Here is a 16,782-nt window from a genome sequence, read left to right as displayed (position 1 = left end):
TGTCCACACGGCTCACGGGCGGGCCGTGGAACGGCCCGCTCCTCTGGAGGAGTTCGAGCGGATCGCCGACCGGATCCCCGTCTTCCGTATCCGGCCCGCCGGGGCTGGTGCGCAGGGGCCACAAGGACCCCAGGGCGGGACCGCCGGCCCCTCCGGCCCGCCGGGCTCCCGGACGACGATGAGCACGGAACCACGCCAGCCGAGTGCGCAACACCACGGAGGTGCCCGCCATGTCACGACCGGTCGTCGTCGGGGTCGACGGATCTCCCGAGAGCCTGGCCGCCGCCGAGTGGGCGGCGCGGGAGGCGGTGCGCCGCGGTCTCCCCCTTCACCTGCTGCACACCTCCGAGTGGCGCCCGGAGCGGTCCCCCGCCGGCGCGGGGAACGTCGCGCGGCGGCACATGGGCGAGGGCTTCCTGCGCCAGGCCGAGGACCACGTCGCGTGGACCTGCCCCGACGTGTCGGTCACCCAGGAGCAGATCGAGGCGCCGGCCGTCACGGCCCTGTCGAGCGCCGCGTCCTGTTGCACGCCACCACCCGCTGGGCCGTGGCCGCCTTCCACACCCAACCTCTCGAAGTGGCCGCGCTGCGCGAGCAGGTGCGCACGGCGATCGTCCGCGGCGAGTTCCCTCAGATGATCCTCCGCCTGGGCCACTTCACCCGCGGCCGCCCGACCCCGAGACGTGCCGCGGACGCGGTGCTCACGACGGCGTGAAGGCGCCCGCCACGCCACCGCCGTACGCCCTGTCCGCAGCACGCCTCGTCTCGGCGCGCCACCCGCACGAGGACCGCCCGTTCCGCCTGCGGGCCGGGCACCCGTTCTCACCGGGCACGCGCCGTGAACCTCAGGCCTGGTAGGCCACGTTGGCCATCATCCCGGCCTCACCGTGGTAGGCGTTGTGGCAGTGCAGCATCCACTGGCCCGGGTTGTCGGCGTCGAAGAAGACGCTCAGCTTCTTCTTGGGCAGCACGATCGCGGTGTCCTTGCGCGGCCCCGCGGCACCGATCTGGTACGTGTGCCCGTGCAGGTGCATGGGGTGCCACATGGTGGTGTCGTTGACGAAGTCGAGCCGTACGCGCCCGCCTTGCTCGACGAGGATCGGGTTCGCCTCGGGGTTCTTCATGTCGAACGGCTCGCCGTTGATGGCCCAGTTGTACTTCGTCATGCCGCCGGTCAGTTTGATCTGGTGCGTGACGTCGGTCTTCGCGGAGTTCAGGCGTACGTCGTCGGCGGCGCGCAGCTGGGACGCCGTCATGATCATGCCGTCGAGTTCCTTCGGGCGGACGGTCGGCTTCGGGGCGCTCCCCGAGCCCGTGCGCACCAGGGCGAGGCCGTTGGCGTTCTTGCCCTCGGCCAGGGCGACGAGCGGGAAGACGCCGTCGCCGAGGGTGACGAGCACGTCGTAGCGCTCACCCATGCCGATCAGCAGGGCGTCCACCTGCTGGTGCCGGACCGGGAATCCGTCGGTGTGGGTGATGGTGAGCTTGTGACCGCCGAGGGCGAGACGGTACGCGGTGTCGGAGCCCGCGTTGATGATGCGCAGTCGTACCTTCGTGCCGGGCTTGCCGGTGTAGGTGTCCGGGTCGGTCGCCACGCGGCCGTTGACCAGGTGGTGCGGGTACCGCACATCACCGGCGTCACCGCCGAGCAGCTCGCTCTCGGCGCCCATGAGCATGAACTTCATGGACATGCCGCCGGAGGAGGCGGAGGCCGAGGGGGACGCGGAGTCGCCGCCCATGTCCATTCCGCCCATGTCCCCCATGTCATGGCCGTCCATGCCGCTGGAGCCGCCGCTGTCCCCCATGTCCATGCCCATGCCGCCCATGCCGTGCCGGAGTTCGGCCCAGACCTCGTCGGGCGTGCCGGTGACGCCGTCGACCCAGTCGTCGAGGACGACGACCCACTCGTCGTCGTGGCCGAGGCTCTCCTTGGGGTCCTCGACGATCAGCGGGGCGTAGAGGCCGCGGTCGAGCTGGACACCGATGTGCGGGTGGAGGAAGTAGGTGCCGGGGGCGTCCGCGACGAAGTCGTAGGTGAAAGTAGAGCCTGCCCGGACAGCGGTCTGGGTGGCGGGCGGGACGCCGTCCATGTCATTGCGCAGGGCGATGCCGTGCCAGTGGATGGATGTGCTGGTCCTGCCGGGGAGCTGGTTGGACAGCTCGGCGACGAGGGTGTCACCGACGGAGAGACGGATCTCCTTGCCCGGGGTGCGGCCATCGAAGGCCCAGGTCCTGGGGGTGATGCCGCCGCCCAGGTCGATCGTCGCGGGCGCCGCGGTCAGAGTGAGTTTCCGCTGCCGTCCGGTGGCCCTGCGCTTCTTCTCGGCGGCGGCGACCGCCGAACCGGTGGGGTCGACCAGGGCGTTGCCGGAGCCGGAGCCACCCCCACTCGTACAGGCGGCGAGCGCGCCCGCACCGGCGGCTCCCAGACCGGCGAGCAGGACGGAGCGGCGGTTGATGCTGTTCATCGTGGTGTGTCCTCAGTGTCGTAACTGCCGATGCGGTCGCGGAAGGACGGCACATCGCGCGCCGTCCGGCGCGGCCTATATGCGCAGTTGCGAGAGGACGGACAGATCGGGCGGGGCGCGGCCGACCGCACCGGCCGGCGAGTACCCCGCGATGCCTCCACGGAGGTCCGCAAGCGGTGAGGGGTCGCTCTCGGCGGGCACGGCCAGCTGTACGGAGGTGATGCTCGCCGTGGTGCAGTGCTGCATACCGAGGGCGGAGCAGCCGCCGGCATCGGCACTGTGCGCGGAGGGCGGCCCCCAAGCGGCCGGCGTCGCCTGGCCCGGCATGGCATGAGCGGCGTGAGACGCGCCCGGCGCGGCATGGGCGGCGCTCGGCATGGACGTGGACGCGGCGTCCGTCATGGACATGGATGACGCGCTCATCACGTGCGTGGCGCTCGTCGCGGCCGTCTCATGGTGCACGAGTACGGCCAGCGCGACGCACAGGGTGAGCAACACCCCGTACGTCCAGCGGACGGCGCTGCCGCCGCCGCGAGCCGCCCGTATCGCCATGACCTCCACCTGTGCCGAACTTCGCCGTGACCGAGTCGCCATCTTACCCCCAGGGGGTAATTTTCCCGCCCGGTGGAGCGTTCGGTAGGGCCCCCACCGTCCCCCGGCGCAGGGCCACACGGCCCCTGCACCGATGCCCTAGTCGAGTGGAAGGTTGCCTCATACGCAGTTTCGGTGCCGCCGACGTCCGTCTCCAAAGAGGGCCGTTCGGCCCCGTTGTCGGACCGCTCCGGCCTCTGCCGGTGACGGGCCCGCGAGAGGACCCTGGTACTGCAAGGACCCGCACACCGGCACACCGGCGTGCGAGCACCGATCCAGGGAGGTGTCGGCCATGCTTCGCCCTGTCGCTGTAGGACTGGACGGCTCTCGTGAGAGTCTTGCCGCCGCGGACTGGGCGGCCCGAGAGGCCCTCAGGCGCGGCCTGCCGCTGCGCCTGGTACATGCGTGGGAGGGCGGTACGTCGCCCCTGGAGACGGAGCTTCCCGAGCTGGAGGCGCCTCGTTACTGGGCACGTCGGATTCTCCGCGGTGCCATGGACCGGGTCAACGAGCGCTACCCGCAGGTCTATTTGAGCGGGGACCAGATCTCCCGGCCCGCCGCCGATGCCCTGGTGGCAGCGGGTGACGAGGCCGAGCTGCTGGTTCTGGGCAGCCGGGCGTTCAGCGGCTTCGGCGGGTTCATGGCCGGTTCGGTGGCGCAGGCGACGGTGGCCCATGTGACGCGGCCCGTCGTGCTGGTCCGAGCGGAACAGACGCTGGAGGACGAGCACCTGGCAGACGCCTCGGGGCATGCCTCGACACATACGCCGTTCCGCGCCGTCGTGGTCGGGGTGGATCCGGCGTCTCCGTGCGAGGAGTTGCTGGCGTTCGCCTTCGAGAGCGCGGCACTGCGTTCCGCGCCGCTGAAGGTGGTGCACGCCTGGCATCTGCCGTACGTACCCGACTCGCTGGAGAGCAAGGCCCGCAAGGCCGTCGAGAAGGCGGCCGAGCGGGCGCTGGCCGCCGTGCTCGGGCCGTGGCGGGAGAAGTACCCCACGGTGGAGATCCTTGAGCTGCTGGAGGAGGGGCGTCCGGCGCAGCAGCTGCTGGAGGCCACGCGGGACGCCGGCCTGCTGGTGGTCGGCCGCAAAGTCCGCCCCGCCAAGCTCGGTGCACACACCGGTCCCATCGCGCACGCGGTGATTCACCACGTCCGCTGCCCGGTCGCGATCGTGCCGCACGAGTAGGTCCACACGGGAGCGGGGCACCGTCCTGGTGCCCCGCTCCCGCATGATCCGCCGGTGCAGATCAGCGCGTCATCACCGTCCCGGGGCCCTGCCCTAATCGGTCCCTAATCGATCGAGCGGCCGGTGATGCCGTCGGCCTCGATGCACACCCAGAAGTCGCGCCGGCCGCCGGCCCAGGGCTCGCTGTACGCCTGGTCCTCCAGTCGGCGCAGGGTCTCCGGACTCGTCACGCCCCGGGCGCGGCCACGCACCAGCACACTCCACCCCCGGCTGAGCGCGTCGTCGATGTGATCGACCTCGAACGCGACGCGCTCCCCCAGGACTTGGGACGGTACGGCGCCGACAGCGGTCCGGAACGTGATCGTGCCGTCGACGACGGTGTAGTTCACGGGCAGGACGGTCGGCCCCTCGGGGCTGTTCCTCGCGAGTCGGCCCACACCGTGTGTTCCCAGTCGGCTCCAGCATTCCTCGGTGCCGAGCGCGGTGAGCTCGGGGTGGCGGGCGGCCTGCCCGGGACCTGGCGGGTCGTCGGCGTCGCCACCGGTCAGCACCGTGAGGGGGGTCTCGAGGGCCGCCGCGAGCCGGAGGAGCACGTTCCTGCCGGGGGCGGCGACGGGCGACTCCTCCAGGTACCGGAGATAGTTCGAGGACATGCCCGCTCGGTCGGCCGTCTCCTGGCGCGTCAGCTCGAGTTCGGCCCGGCGCCGCACGAGACGGCGCCCGAGGTCCCCGTGCGCGTGGGCCGTCCGGGGGTGCGGTGCGGGCGACACCGTGGGCTCGTCCACAGTCCTCGCCTCCTTCGTGTCAGGCCGTCGGGACGGCCAGGGCGTCGTGCCGTTGTCCGCCGAGCACCACCTTGAGCGCGCCGGTGTCGGCGGCGTTGGCGAAGACGTCGTAGGCCTCCGCCATGTGCTCCACGGGGAACGTGTGGGTGACCAGGGACGAGGTGGGCAGCCGGCCGGCGGCGGACAGGCGCAGCAGGGTCGGTGTGGAGGAGGTGTCGACGAGACCGGTGGTGATCGTCACGTTCTTGATCCACAGGTCTTCGAGGTGCAGCGTCGCGGGCTTGCCGTGCACACCGACATTGGCGACGTGTCCGCCCGGGCGCACCATCCGTGTGCACATCTCGAAGCTCTCCGGCGCACCGACCGCCTCGATGACCACGTCGGCGCCACGTCCTTCGGTGAGGTCGGTGATCAGCTGCTCGGGGGCTTCCCGGGCATCGGCCACGGCGTCCGCGCCGATCCGTCGTGCGGCTTCGAGCCGGGAGCCGACACGGTCCACGGCGATGATCCGCTCGGGTGTGTACAGACGGGCGGTGACGATGGCCGCGAGTCCGACGGGACCGGCTCCCACGACGACGACGGTGTCTCCGGGCCCCACCCGCCCCTTGAGCACACCCACTTCGTAGGCGGTCGGGAGGATGTCGGCGAGCAGCACGGCGTCCTCGTCGCCGACCGTGCTGGGCAGGGTGTGCAGGGAGTGGTCGGCGTACGGCACCCGGACGTACTCCGCCTGCGTGCCGTCGATCCGATGGCCGAGGATCCATCCGCCGCCTCCCAGGCACTGGCCGTAGGCGCCTTCCCGGCACGAGCGGCAGCGCCCGCAGGCCGTGATGCACGAGACCAGGACCCGGTCCCCGGGCCGCATCGTGCGTACGTCGGAGCCGGTCTCCACGATCTCGCCGACCGCCTCGTGCCCCAGCACCGTGCCGGGAGGGACGTCCGGCACGTCGCCCTTGAGGATGTGCAGGTCCGTTCCGCAGACGGTGACCGTGTCGACGCGCACGATCGCGTCGGTGGGGTCCTTGATGCCGGGATCCGCCACGTCTTCCCAGGCGGACTGTCCGGGGCCGTGGAACACGAAGCCCTTCATGACCGATCCTCCCTTGGTCCGGAGTCGCGCGGCCGAGGCGCCATGGCTTCTGGTCCGCAACTCCAGCGTCTCCCGGAGAGCCGTCGGCCGCTTGGGCCGATCGGCCCTGGCACACGCCCCACTTCCACCGCTTCCAACCGACCGAGTCCGCGCCCTGCACCCCGCCCCAGGCCTGTGCCCTGGCTGTACTGTGCCGGGCGGGTGAGCCGGGCGCCCACGTCTTCCACGTGGCCGGACCGCGGCCGCCGCCGGGGATCGACCCGCGCCGGCGGCAGCCGCGTCCGCGCGAGGATCGTGCGGCCCCCTCCGCGGTCTCCTCGCGCGCGCGTCCTCTCCGACGTCCGGGGACTGCGGGAGATGCCCCGGGATCAGGCCGGGAGGACGACGGGCCGGAGTCGCGCTGTCGGCGTGGAACGCGGCCCCGGCCGCCCAACGGGTGTCGGGCGAGCTCCTCGCGACCCGGGGACTGGGGGCCGGCGTGACGAGAGGGGCGACGCATACTCGGAGGCAGCACACGTTCCATCCCGTTGCTTGAATCCTAAATGATATTTCCGGTCCGAGGAAGGGCCCCTCTCGGCCACCGTAGGCGGTCCGAACGTCCCGTCACCGCCTCGGACTTGGTCCCGGTCGGCCCCGATCAGCCCCCCCTCTTCGGCCCATGCCGCACCAGGGCGCCCGATGTCACCTTGCTGGGAGTGACGACGACGAGGGGGTGCGGAGACGATGCAGGGCAACAGGCGCACGAAGAAGACACTGTGGCGGTGGCGGAGCAACCCGCTGCGCCGACGCGACGACGTGCTGGAAGCATGGGTCGTCCTGGCCGTCTGGGCGGTCATCGCGGTCGGCGGCACGCTCGCCGGAGTGGTCACGGCCCGGGCCGCGGGCGACGTCCTCGACCGGCAGCGCGCCCAGCGGACCCCCGTGAGCGCGGTGCTCCTCGCGGACACCCCCAAGGCCACCTCGAAGAGCTACCGGTCGGTCGCCGACGTCCGCTGGACCGGCCGGGACGGCTCCACCCGCACCGGCAAGGCCCTGGTTGGCTCCGGGAAGAAGGCCGGAACCACCCTCACCCTCTGGGCGGACGCACAGGGCCACCTGGTCGCGGCACCGCCCAGTTCGTCGGAGGCGGCCGTGGAAGCGGGCTCCCTGGGGGCGGCCGCCGCTCTCGCCGCCACGGGCGTCATATGCGGCGCCGGCCGCGTCGCACGGTGGCGGCTGGACCGGCGGCGCATCGCACAGTGGAGCAGGGAGTGGGAGCTGGTCGGCCCTCGGTGGAGCCACAAGACGCGTTGACCCGTCGCATGAGTGAAGGGGCGGACACCGTCAAAGCCGGACCGCGGGCGCGATCGCCGCGCCGTCGGCCGCGGCCTGGTTCGACTTCTTCCTCGCCCTTCCGTACGAGCGGTTCACCATGACCGACACGGACGACATCGAGACCTCGGTGCTCCTCCTGATCGTCGGCCTGATCGTCTCGCAACTGGCCGCCAGGGCCAGGCTGTTGGGGGTGATAACGGTGACCGACGCGGACCACCTCCGGCGCATCCATGAGACCGCCGACCTCGCCCGCACCAGCCGGTCGGCCGACCCCGTCGTCGAACATGTGCGGCGTCAGCTGATCGAGCTGCTGCGACTGCGCGGGCTGCCGCTTCGAGTACGGCACGGCCACTGCTTCGGGCGTTTCATGATGACCCCGGAACCGGGAGCCGCCCCCTCCCTCAAGGCCCGGCTCGTGGCGGCGACCCTGGTCGACCAGGCGGGCACCGCCCTGGACACGGCGGGACTGGCGAACGAGCACGCACCGGCCTCAGCGGCCGGGGACGGAGCTCGCTAAGGAAGCATCAAAACCCTGGTCAGTGCGCATACTTGACGATGCGGGGACCTCCCGCTTCGGTCTGACGGGGAGCTTCAGGGTGAGTGGTGTCGACAACGGGCTGAGCAGAGTCGAGGTCAAGCTGCGGTGGGATCCGAGTCCGTACGGCGAGCCGCCCCGGCATCTCGACATCATCGCGGCCACCTACGCGGCGGACGATCCCCATGGGCGGCCGGTGTACATCGTCCACCACGACAGCCGGTCACCGGACGGGACGATCAACATGAGCCGGTACAGCGAGACCGGCATGGGGCTCGGGTACGTCGAGGCCATGGTGTTCGAGTTCGACCGGATGTCGTCCGCATACGGGCGGGTGGTCGTCGGTGTGGCCATCCATCAGGACACCGGCCCTCGCACGTTCGGCGACATCTCCAACGGCGGGGTACTCGTCGTGGAGGGGTACCGCCAGTTGCTGGCGGACGACTTCGCGGGCGTCACCGACGCCACGGCCGCGACCGTCGCGGAGTTCACCAGGGACGCGGCCGGAGCGTGGGAGTTTCACGAGATGGTCCGCGGGTTCGACAGCGACCCGGCACTCTTCGCCGCGGAAATGGGCGGTGTCCGGCAGTGACGTGAGCCGGACCCGCCTTCATCGACGGCTGGTTGACCACCTGGGCCTCAGGGAGCCGGATCAGGTGGTCACCACTGCTGTGGCCGGTGAGCCGCGGTCGCCGTCGGCGGCGTGCAGGACTTCGCTGAGGAGCAGGTCGAGGTCGTCGGTGGTGGTGCGGTAGTTGCACAGACAGGCGCGCGGGACGGTACGTCCGCGCACGGCGACGGTGGCGAGGCAGGCACGGCCGCGGGCCTGGACACGGTGGGCGATGCGGGCGTGGAACTCGTCCGGATCCCCAGGGCCGGTGTCGGCGACGCGGAAGCAGGCGACCGGCCGGGAGCCGCTGGGCAGGAGTTCGAGGCGGGGGTTTGCGGTGATCCGGTGGCGGAGCTGGTCGGCGAGGGTGAGGTAGTGCTCGATCAGTGCGGTGACCCCGTCGTGGCCCAGGTGCTTGAGGGTGGCCCACAGGGCCAGGGCTCTGGTGCCGGGGCGGGTGAGCTCGATGGTGGCGTGGGAGAGCCAGGGCAGTGCGTCGCCCCGTCGCCGGCGGTGAGGTAGGAGGCGCGTTGGGCGAAGGCCGTGTGCAGATGCTCGGGGTCGGGGACGAGCAGGGCGCCGCAGCCGACCGGCATGCTGAGGGTCTTGTGCGGGTCCACGGTCAGCGGGGTGCCGTACATCTCGGTGAACAGGACCACCACGAACGCGCTGTAGGCGCCCATCGCCCGCCAGTCCCGCTTGGTCCTCGGCTGGAAGAAGCTCGCGGCGAAGGCGACGAACAGCAGGGTGTTGAGGATCACGAGGGGCCACAGGCCGTATGCGGCGTCAGCCATGACGTTCTCCCGTCGTGTCGGACGGTCCCGTGGTCGTGCGGCGCTGTCCGCGGGCTATGCCACTCATGCGGCGCTGGTAGGTGGCCTCGTCGATGCGGTGGTTCAGGCGCAGGCCCACCAGCCGTCGTTCGGCTTCCTCCAGCGCGGGGCGGCGGCCGCGCAGCCGGGCCAGGGGTGGGCGGCGCGGCTCGTCGGGGGTGATCAGGCGGACGGTGTCGTAGACGATGCCTGCCAGGATCAGCACCCCGGCCAGCGTGGCGATCACCCCGGCCATCTCTGTCACCCCCTGCCGGGTCCCGGGGCGGTCAGGCCCGCCCGGGCCCGGTGTGGTGGTCGTTCTTGCGCAGTGGGTCGTCGTCCCGGTCGTCGCGGTGCCGGCCCTGGCCGCCGTGCATGTCCTGGCCGTGCATGCCGCGCATCATGAAGAACATCATCAGCGGGCAGGCGGCGACGAGGGCGAGCCAGGCCAGGCTTTCCAGGGGCAGGCCGACGATCAGGACACCGACGACGACGAGCGCGGCGGCGAGCGCGTACATGCCGTAGTTGCGTTGGTCGTTCATCACGAGGCCTCCTTCGGAAGCGGGGGCTGGGAGATTGCCTCCACTGTCAGCGTCCTCCCGGACGGTGCGGCGGTCTGGGGCCGGACGGGCCAGGACCGGTGGGCCGTTCAGCCCCTACCTGGCAGGGGTACCCGGGCGCAGGCTGGGAGTGATCCGCCGAGGGAGGCGAGGAGCCCATGGGTGCCGTGGATGTCGTCGTGGTCGTGCTGTCCGCCGTGCTGATCGGCGCGCTGGCCCGGTACTTCTTCGGGCCGCGCCGGGCCGGCGCGGCCCGGGTCGAGGGCGGGGTGCAGCGGCTGGAGGTGACCGTGCGGGGTGGCTACAGCCCCGATGTGGTCAAGGTCCGCCAGGGCATGCCGGTGGAGCTGGTCTTCGACCGGCAGGAGGCCGGCGAGTGCACCTCGCGGGTGGTCTTCCCGGACCTCGGGGTGGGTGCGGGGCTGCCCGCGCACGCCCGCACCACCGTGCGGCTGAACCCCGACCGGCCGGGCTCCTTCGGCTTCGCCTGCGGTATGAACATGATCCACGGCACGTTGTTGGTCGAACCCGCGGAAGGCTCCCAACCGCCCGCGCCGGAGGCCCGCACCGCCGCCGCGGAGCCTGCCGAGACCGGCGGGACGGCCGCCGACGCGGAGGCCGCGGACGCCGCCGAGCGGCAGGCGGAGATCCAGGACCTCACCCGCCGGGTCGTCGTGGGCGCGGTGCTCACCGCCCCGGTGCTGTTCGCGGTGATGGCCCACGAGGTCTTCGGCGCGGGGTGGGTGCCCGAGTGGCTGCTGAACCGCTGGCTGCAACTGGCCCTGATCGCACCGGTGATGCTCTACACGGGCCGGCCGATCCATGTGACGGGCTGGCTGACCCTGCGGCACCGGGCCGCCGACATGAACTCCCTGATCACCCTGGGCACTTCGGCGGCCTTCGGCTACAGCCTGCTGGTCACCCTCGCGCCCGCCCTGCTCCCCGAGGACGTGCGCGAGGTCTACTTCGAGGCCGTCGGCGTGATCCTGACCCTGATCCTGCTCGGACGGCTCCTCGAGGCGCGCGCCAAGGCCGGTACCGGCGAGGCGATCCGCGCCCTCCTGGGACTGCGGGCCCGTACCGCACGGGTGGTGCGCGACGGCACCGAGACCGAGATCCCCGTCGAGGACGTCGTGGTCGGGGACGAGATCGTCATCCGTCCCGGCGAGAAGATCCCCGTCGACGCCGAGGTGCTCTCCGGTACGTCGCCCGTGGACGAGTCGATGGTCACCGGCGAGCCCATGCCGGTGACGAAGCACGGCGGCGACGAGGTCATCGGCGCCACCGTCAACGGCACCGGATCGCTGCGGGTGCGGGCCGCCAAGGTCGGCGCGGACACGATGCTGGCCCAGATCGTCCGGCTGGTGCAGCAGGCTCAGGCGTCGAAGGCACCGATCCAGCGACTGGCCGACGCGGTGTCGGCGTACTTCGTGCCCGCCGTCATCGCGATCGCCGTCGGCACGTTCGCTCTCTGGTACACGGTCGGCCCCTCCCCCGCGCTGACCCTCGCGCTGGTCTCCGCGGTCGCCGTGCTGATCATCGCCTGCCCGTGCGCGCTCGGACTCGCCACGCCGCTGTCCGTGATGGTGGGCACCGGCAAGGGCGCCCGCGCCGGGATCCTGATCCGTTCCGCCGAGGCGCTGGAGACCGCGCACAAGCTGGACACGGTGATCCTGGACAAGACCGGCACCGTCACCGAGGGCAGGCCCGTCCTGACGGACGTCCACACGGCTGAGGGATTCGGCGAATCCGAGCTGCTACGGCTCGTGGCGGCCGCCGAGGCCGACAGCGAACACCCCCTCGCCCAGGCCGTCGTGACCGGCGTACGGGACCGGGGGCTGCGTCCGTCGACGGCGACCGGCTTCGACTCGGTCACCGGCATGGGTGTCCGGGCCGACGTCGACGGGCGGGCCGTCCTGGTCGGCACCGCCCGGCTCCTCGGCGACGCCGGGATCGACACCGCCGCGCTCGTCCCCGTGGCGACGGCCTTCTCGGGCGAGGGCAAGACCCCCGTGCTCGCGGCCGTCGACGGGCGGCCCGCCGGGGTACTGGCGGTCGCCGACACCGTCAAGTCCGACTCGGCCGCCGCCATCGCGGCCCTGCAACACCTCGGCATCGAGGTCGTCGTCCTCACCGGCGACAACGCCCGTACCGCCGCGGCCATCGCCGAACAGGTGGGCGTGGAGCGGGTGCTGGCCGAAGTCCTGCCGGAACACAAGGCCGACGAGATCCGCCGCCTCCAGGGCGAGGGCCGCACCGTCGGCATGGTCGGCGACGGCATCAACGACGCCCCCGCACTGGCCGCGGCCGACGTGGGCCTCGCGATCGGCACCGGCACCGACGTGGCCATCGAGGCCGCCGACATCACCCTTGTCTCCGGCTCACTCTCCGGTGTCGTCACCGCGATCCGGCTGTCCCGGGCGACCATGCGCAACATCCGGCAGAACCTGTTCTTCGCCCTGGTCTACAACGCCGTCGGCATCCCCCTCGCCGCGGGCGCCCTCTACCCGCTGTGGAGCATCCGGCTCAGCCCGGTCATCGCCGCCGCGGCCATGGCGCTCAGCTCCCTGTCGGTGGTCACCAACGCCTCCCGGCTGCGCCGCTGGACCACCCCGCCGCTGCCCGACACCCGACCGGCGCGCGTACGGCCCCGGGTCGAGAGCGGCGCCGAACGGGCCGCCGTGCACGATGCCCACGAGCACCACGCCGCCGCCACGGTCACGGACCCGGTGTGCGGCATGGAGCTCGACCCGGCGACCGCCGCCGAGAGCCGGCGGACCGAACACGGCACCCGCTACTTCTGCTCCGCCCACTGCGCCGCCGCCTTCGACGCCGCCCCGGAGCGCCGTACGGCCCCGGCGACCGCCGTACCGCACAGGGGGCATGGAGGAGGCGGATCCCGATGACCACCACGCACCACCGGGGCGCGGGGGCCCCGGGTTACGCCGCCCACAAGGCCGACCACCTGACCCGCCTGAGCAAGGTCGAGGGCCAGATACGCGGCATCTCCCGCATGGTCACCGACGACCGCTACTGCTTGGACGTCCTCACCCAGATCACCGCGGCCAGCCGCGCCCTGCAGGAGGTCGCGCTCAGCCTCCTCGACGACCATGTGCGCGGATGCGTCACCGACGCCGCTCGCACCGATCCCGCCCGGGCCGAGGAGAAGTTCGCGGAACTCGGCGACACCCTGCGCCTCGCGCTGCGCCTGTAGCGACCACGGACAGCGGCCGCGTGCGCGGGTCCCACGGCGTCTGGCCGTGGCCAAGGACGAGCTGGACGGCGCGGTGCGGCCGGCACGGCGGCACCGGACCGCGACCCGTACCGGCTCGACCGTGGTGTACGAGCTGGCCGGGGGTGACGTGGCCGAACTGCTCGCCGCCGCGCGACGGATCCTGGCCACGTTGCTGACCGGCCGGCAGGACCTGCTGGACGAGCCGCGCGCGACGGAGTCGGTGCGCTGAGGGCGGCGGGTTCCGGCCGCTGCGCCCCAGGCCCGTGGCCCTCCCAAGCGCCGTCAACTCCCGGGAGGCGTCGGCCGGTTGCGGGCCGCCGTCACGACGGGGGCTTCGTCTCCCCCTGGACGGCCTGGAGGTCCGCGAGGAGTTCGGCCTGTCCGGCGAGGACACCCGAAAGGATCGTGCGGGCCACCCGCAGCAGCTCGGCCACGTGCGGGCTGGTCAGCGAGTAGTACACGTTCGAACCCTCCTTCCGGGTCACCACCAGGTTCGCCCGTCGCAGCACGGCCAGCTGCTGCGAGAGATGCGCGGCCTCGATGCCCACCTCGGGCAGCATCTCCGCGACAGCGTGCTCCCGCTCGCTCAGCAGCTCCAGGACCCGGATGCGCGCGGGGTGGCCGAGGGTTTGAAGAACTCGGCCTTCAGCTGGTAAAGCGGCGTACTCACCGTGCCGCCCCTTCCCCCGTACAGCGAACCGGCCCCGTCGGCCGGGCCTCGGCGCATCGCATCCACCCACTCGTCAACACCATGCGGCCCATCCTCGCCTGTTGCGGCCGCCAGACCGAATCCGCGTCCAGGACGCAGGCCGGGGACGTCACTCGGCGGCCTGGTCACCGGCCGGCCAGCCGGTGGTGCGCCACTCGTGGCGGCACTCCGCCCGGTCGCCGTGCCGCGCGCTGTGCGCGGCGAGCTCGGCCGTCAGGTCGGCATGGACGGGGATGGGCGGGCAGTCGCCCGTCGGGACGAGGGATCCGTCGGCCGGAATGGCGGCCAGTTCCAGACCGCGGCCCGCCTCCGCGAGCCGCCGGGCGGCCTCGGTGATGGCCAGCTGCCCCTCGGCCGACCAGCTGCGCAGCTCGGTCAGGTCGACGACGACCGGGCCGGTGCCACGGGCCGGCGCCCAGCCGACCGCGCCGGAGAAGCGACGGACGGCGTCCGGACCCAGGAATCCGGCGACGGAGAGGACGCCGAGATCCTCCTCGACGGTGTAACGCCAGTCGATGGTCATGATGTGAACTTCCTTGCGCGGGTTCGGAGTGGGCTGGGGATCCGGAGCACGGATGAGGAGAGGCGGTCCTACGGCCGTCATCCCTCCGCACGGGCGAGCCGGAAGCCCGTCACCGACTTGGGGCTGACGCGCAGGATCGTGTCGTGCGGTCCGTGCGCCCAGCCGGCGAGGGTGCGCTTGTAGTGGGCCCCTTCGAGGTCCCCACCCGGGTGGCAGACGCGAAAGGCTGTGCCCGCGGCTACCTGCGGGCACAGCCAATAAAGCATCTAACGAATTGCAGAATTTTGCAATTCGGCATACTGCTACGGCGCTGTTCACCCCGCCGTACCCGGGGTCGCCTCGTGCGGGGTCAGGCCTTCTTGACCACGCTCGACTTGAGCTGCATCGCACCGAAACCGTCGACCTTGCAGTCGATGTCATGGCCGTCGACACCGTCGACCAGCCGGATGTTGCGCACCTTGGTCCCGGCCTTGATCCCCGAGGGGCTGCCCTTGACCTTGAGCGCCTTCACGACGACGACGCTGTCGCCGTCCCGCAGCACATTGCCGACGGCGTCCTTGACGACGCGCTCCCCGGAGCTGTCGCCGCTGCTGGCACCGGCCTCGGCCGGGACCCATTCGTGGCCGCATTCCGGGCAGACCACCAGGGCGTTCATCTCGTAGGTGTACTCACAGGAGCACTTCGGACAGGGCGGAAGATTGTCGATCATCCCACCAGACTATCCGGCACCGCACCCCTCACGAACCCGCCGGCCGAGGACCGCGAGGCACTGACCGAGCCGGGTGCAGCCTCGGTCGCGTCACCCCGTCATGCGTCCCCACTGCGGGCCGATCTCCGCCCACTCCTCGTCCCACCGCGCCAGTCGCCGCCGCTCCAGTCGGGCACAGCCGCTCAGCCCCGTGAACGCCACCGCCGCGAACGCGACCAGCGCGGTCGCCGCGCCCAGTACGGCGCCGTTCAGCTCAGCCTGCGCGGCGGTCGCGGGCTCGGACACCACGTGGCCCTCGGTGTCCAGCCAGATCCGCGTCGGGCTCCCGGCCCGGCCGCCGGGTTCGACCCGGGCCACGCCCTTGTGCGCCGTGCCGTCCGCACCGGTCCAGTGCACGGTGGCCCATGCCTGGTCGGTGTCACCGCCCTCGGCCGGGGGCTGCTGCGCGTCCTGGGTGAGCAGGGCCGGCACGGCGTGCCGCTCGGCGCGCAGTCGGTTCATGTCCCGCTCGACGCCCTGGGCGGTCACCGCGCCGGCGACGACGGCCGTCACGACGGCGAGCGTCCAGGTCACGAGCAGCAGCCAGGCCTCGACGAGGTAGCTGGGCCGTCGCAGCGGGCTGCGGCGGAAGCGCCACCCCACGCGCCGGGTCCTGGTCATCGCGGGCACCCCGCCGGTACGCCGTCGTGGGCGAGCGTCTCGACGGGCGCGCGCCGGGGGGTGGGCCAGGCCCGCGTCGTACGGCCCAGGCGCAGCACCACCTGCGGGTGCAGGCCGGCGGTGAGCCGGGTGCGCATCCGGGCCCGCGGTGCGGGCAGTTCGAGGGGCTGGGTGTGGAAGGCCGCCATGACGTCATGGGCCGCCGCGTGCAGCAGGAGCCGTTGGAGGGCCTGGCCCGACCGCAGCCAGTCCTGGCGGGTGTCGTACCGGGTGGACAGGATCGCCACGGTGCCCGTCCGCGGGGACCAGCGCTTCGGCTGCCGCGCGAAGTACCAGGAGAGGCCGAGGTAGTCGCGGCCCGCGAGCAGGGTGCCGTCGGGGTGGCGGCGGCACACCTCGCGCGGTATCCCGTGGGGTCCCACGCACCGCGCCAGCTCGGCGGCGTGACCGGCATCCGCGCGGTGTGTGTCCTCCGCCGTGCGCACCAGGTCGGCCAGCAGCCGCAGTCGCTCCGGTTCGTCGACGATCTGAAGGACGGCTCCCTCGGCCCGGGCGTGGTCCCGCAGTGCGTCGAGGAGCGGGTCCGGTACCGGATCGGGCTCGAAGGGGCCGCGGTGGGTGTGCCGGCGGGGCATCGCGCGAGCCAGCAGCATCTCGTCGGGGCCGGCCGGAGCGTGGGCCGCGCAGCCGACATGGGCGAGGTGCCCGGGGTCGCCGGGGTCGGGCAGCAGGTCGACGGCGGGCCGGAAGCCGAGCCGTCGTACCGCGAGCCGTACGTTGAACAGGGCCGCCCCGCAGGCGATGACCGCCTCCCGGCCGCCCGGGTCGGTGAGGATCAGCCGCCGCCCGCCGTCCAGGCGCAGCTCGAAGCCGTGGTCGTGGCCCTCCTCGACGAAGGACCACGGCTGACTGTTGTGCGGCGAGGGCGCCAGGGCGGCGGTGCGCGCCAGGTGGAGAGCCACGCGGCCGGGCGCCTCGTGGGTAAGGGACATGAG

General features: G+C 72.3%; 17 protein-coding genes and 5 pseudogenes. 8 read left to right on the top strand and 14 right to left on the bottom strand.

The window, feature by feature from the left end; translation table 11 throughout:
* Window positions 1-230 precede the first annotated feature (230 nt).
* On the top strand, window positions 231-638 hold the full coding sequence (locus tag ABZ928_RS37070; RefSeq protein ID WP_361528608.1) for a universal stress protein: 408 nt from the start codon (window positions 231-233) through the stop codon (window positions 636-638).
* A gap of 207 nt (window positions 639-845) precedes the next feature.
* Here the strand turns inward: ABZ928_RS37070 and ABZ928_RS37065 are convergent, their stop codons facing one another.
* Complete coding sequence (locus ABZ928_RS37065) at window positions 846-2,468, bottom strand: multicopper oxidase family protein (RefSeq protein WP_361528606.1); 1,623 nt, start codon at window positions 2,466-2,468, stop codon at window positions 846-848.
* 75 nt (window positions 2,469-2,543) lie between these two features.
* Window positions 2,544-3,020, bottom strand: a complete 477-nt coding sequence (locus ABZ928_RS37060) for a hypothetical protein (protein WP_361528604.1) — start codon at window positions 3,018-3,020, stop codon at window positions 2,544-2,546.
* A gap of 331 nt (window positions 3,021-3,351) precedes the next feature.
* Between ABZ928_RS37060 and ABZ928_RS37055 the strand changes: the two genes are divergently transcribed.
* Window positions 3,352-4,245 carry a universal stress protein gene (locus tag ABZ928_RS37055; RefSeq protein WP_361528602.1) on the top strand — a complete coding sequence of 298 codons (894 nt, stop codon included), beginning with the start codon at window positions 3,352-3,354 and terminating at the stop codon, window positions 4,243-4,245.
* A gap of 104 nt (window positions 4,246-4,349) precedes the next feature.
* Here ABZ928_RS37055 and ABZ928_RS37050 read toward each other — a convergent pair whose 3' ends face one another.
* On the bottom strand, window positions 4,350-5,030 hold the full coding sequence (locus ABZ928_RS37050) for a pyridoxamine 5'-phosphate oxidase family protein (RefSeq protein ID WP_361528600.1): 681 nt from the start codon (window positions 5,028-5,030) through the stop codon (window positions 4,350-4,352).
* Window positions 5,031-5,049: 19 nt separating this feature from the next.
* Window positions 5,050-6,120: an alcohol dehydrogenase catalytic domain-containing protein gene (locus tag ABZ928_RS37045; RefSeq protein WP_361528598.1), complete on the bottom strand. Its 1,071-nt coding sequence runs from the start codon at window positions 6,118-6,120 to the stop codon at window positions 5,050-5,052.
* Between the two features lie 723 nt (window positions 6,121-6,843).
* Here ABZ928_RS37045 and ABZ928_RS37040 point away from each other — a divergent pair.
* From ABZ928_RS37040 to ABZ928_RS37030, 3 genes and pseudogenes are all read left to right on the top strand, one after another.
* A complete protein-coding gene (locus tag ABZ928_RS37040; RefSeq protein ID WP_361528596.1) occupies window positions 6,844-7,413 on the top strand; it encodes a hypothetical protein in 570 nt (189 codons plus the stop codon).
* 46 nt (window positions 7,414-7,459) lie between these two features.
* Window positions 7,460-7,951, top strand: a pseudogene (locus tag ABZ928_RS37035) (DUF4118 domain-containing protein); the annotation flags it as partial.
* Between the two features lie 79 nt (window positions 7,952-8,030).
* The gene (locus ABZ928_RS37030; RefSeq protein ID WP_361528594.1) at window positions 8,031-8,561 is read left to right on the top strand and encodes a TerD family protein; all 531 of its coding nucleotides are present in this window, start codon (window positions 8,031-8,033) and stop codon (window positions 8,559-8,561) included.
* A gap of 60 nt (window positions 8,562-8,621) precedes the next feature.
* Here the strand turns inward: ABZ928_RS37030 and ABZ928_RS37025 are convergent, their stop codons facing one another.
* The 4 genes and pseudogenes from ABZ928_RS37025 to ABZ928_RS37010 form a co-directional block, all read right to left on the bottom strand.
* A complete protein-coding gene (locus tag ABZ928_RS37025; protein ID WP_361528592.1) occupies window positions 8,622-8,762 on the bottom strand; it encodes a hypothetical protein in 141 nt (46 codons plus the stop codon).
* A 434-nt stretch (window positions 8,763-9,196) separates the two neighbouring features.
* Window positions 9,197-9,373, bottom strand: a pseudogene (locus ABZ928_RS37020) (isoprenylcysteine carboxylmethyltransferase family protein); the annotation flags it as partial.
* Window positions 9,366-9,647 (bottom strand): hypothetical protein, encoded by a 282-nt coding sequence (locus tag ABZ928_RS37015; RefSeq protein WP_361528590.1) that lies wholly within the window; start codon window positions 9,645-9,647, stop codon window positions 9,366-9,368. The pseudogene ABZ928_RS37020 and the gene ABZ928_RS37015, both read right to left, overlap by 8 nt.
* A 31-nt stretch (window positions 9,648-9,678) precedes the next feature.
* Window positions 9,679-9,933, bottom strand: coding sequence for a hypothetical protein (locus ABZ928_RS37010; protein ID WP_361528588.1), 255 nt, complete (start codon window positions 9,931-9,933; stop codon window positions 9,679-9,681).
* A gap of 176 nt (window positions 9,934-10,109) precedes the next feature.
* On the opposite strand from ABZ928_RS37010, the gene ABZ928_RS37005 reads away from it, so the two are divergent.
* The 3 genes and pseudogenes from ABZ928_RS37005 to ABZ928_RS36995 all read left to right on the top strand — a co-directional run.
* Window positions 10,110-12,857, top strand: a complete 2,748-nt coding sequence (locus ABZ928_RS37005; RefSeq protein ID WP_361528586.1) for a heavy metal translocating P-type ATPase — start codon at window positions 10,110-10,112, stop codon at window positions 12,855-12,857.
* The gene (locus tag ABZ928_RS37000; RefSeq protein ID WP_361528584.1) at window positions 12,854-13,165 is read left to right on the top strand and encodes a metal-sensitive transcriptional regulator; all 312 of its coding nucleotides are present in this window, start codon (window positions 12,854-12,856) and stop codon (window positions 13,163-13,165) included. Before ABZ928_RS37005 ends, ABZ928_RS37000 begins: the two co-directional genes overlap by 4 nt.
* A 97-nt stretch (window positions 13,166-13,262) precedes the next feature.
* Window positions 13,263-13,415 (top strand): annotated as a pseudogene (locus ABZ928_RS36995) (transcriptional regulator); the annotation flags it as partial.
* Between the two features lie 91 nt (window positions 13,416-13,506).
* Here ABZ928_RS36995 and ABZ928_RS36990 read toward each other — a convergent pair.
* The 6 genes and pseudogenes from ABZ928_RS36990 to ABZ928_RS36965 form a co-directional block, all read right to left on the bottom strand.
* A pseudogene (locus ABZ928_RS36990) lies at window positions 13,507-13,856 on the bottom strand (metalloregulator ArsR/SmtB family transcription factor).
* 148 nt (window positions 13,857-14,004) lie between these two features.
* Window positions 14,005-14,418, bottom strand: a complete 414-nt coding sequence (locus ABZ928_RS36985) for an anti-sigma factor antagonist (protein ID WP_361528582.1) — start codon at window positions 14,416-14,418, stop codon at window positions 14,005-14,007.
* Between the two features lie 77 nt (window positions 14,419-14,495).
* Window positions 14,496-14,612, bottom strand: a pseudogene (locus tag ABZ928_RS36980) (pyridoxamine 5'-phosphate oxidase family protein); the annotation flags it as partial.
* 155 nt (window positions 14,613-14,767) lie between these two features.
* A complete protein-coding gene (locus ABZ928_RS36975; RefSeq protein ID WP_361528580.1) occupies window positions 14,768-15,127 on the bottom strand; it encodes a zinc ribbon domain-containing protein YjdM in 360 nt (119 codons plus the stop codon).
* A 90-nt stretch (window positions 15,128-15,217) separates the two neighbouring features.
* Window positions 15,218-15,787, bottom strand: a complete 570-nt coding sequence (locus ABZ928_RS36970) for a hypothetical protein (protein ID WP_361528578.1) — start codon at window positions 15,785-15,787, stop codon at window positions 15,218-15,220.
* Complete coding sequence (locus tag ABZ928_RS36965) at window positions 15,784-16,779, bottom strand: hypothetical protein (protein WP_361528576.1); 996 nt, start codon at window positions 16,777-16,779, stop codon at window positions 15,784-15,786. Before ABZ928_RS36965 ends, ABZ928_RS36970 begins: the two co-directional genes overlap by 4 nt.
* Between the last annotated feature and the right edge of the window lie 3 nt (window positions 16,780-16,782).

This window comes from Streptomyces sp. NPDC046909 (assembly GCF_040644695.1).
In the GTDB taxonomy this organism is placed as follows: domain Bacteria; phylum Actinomycetota; class Actinomycetes; order Streptomycetales; family Streptomycetaceae; genus Streptomyces.
Note: the sequence above shows the minus strand (reverse complement) of the source record. Positions and strands in the feature narration are given on the sequence as shown.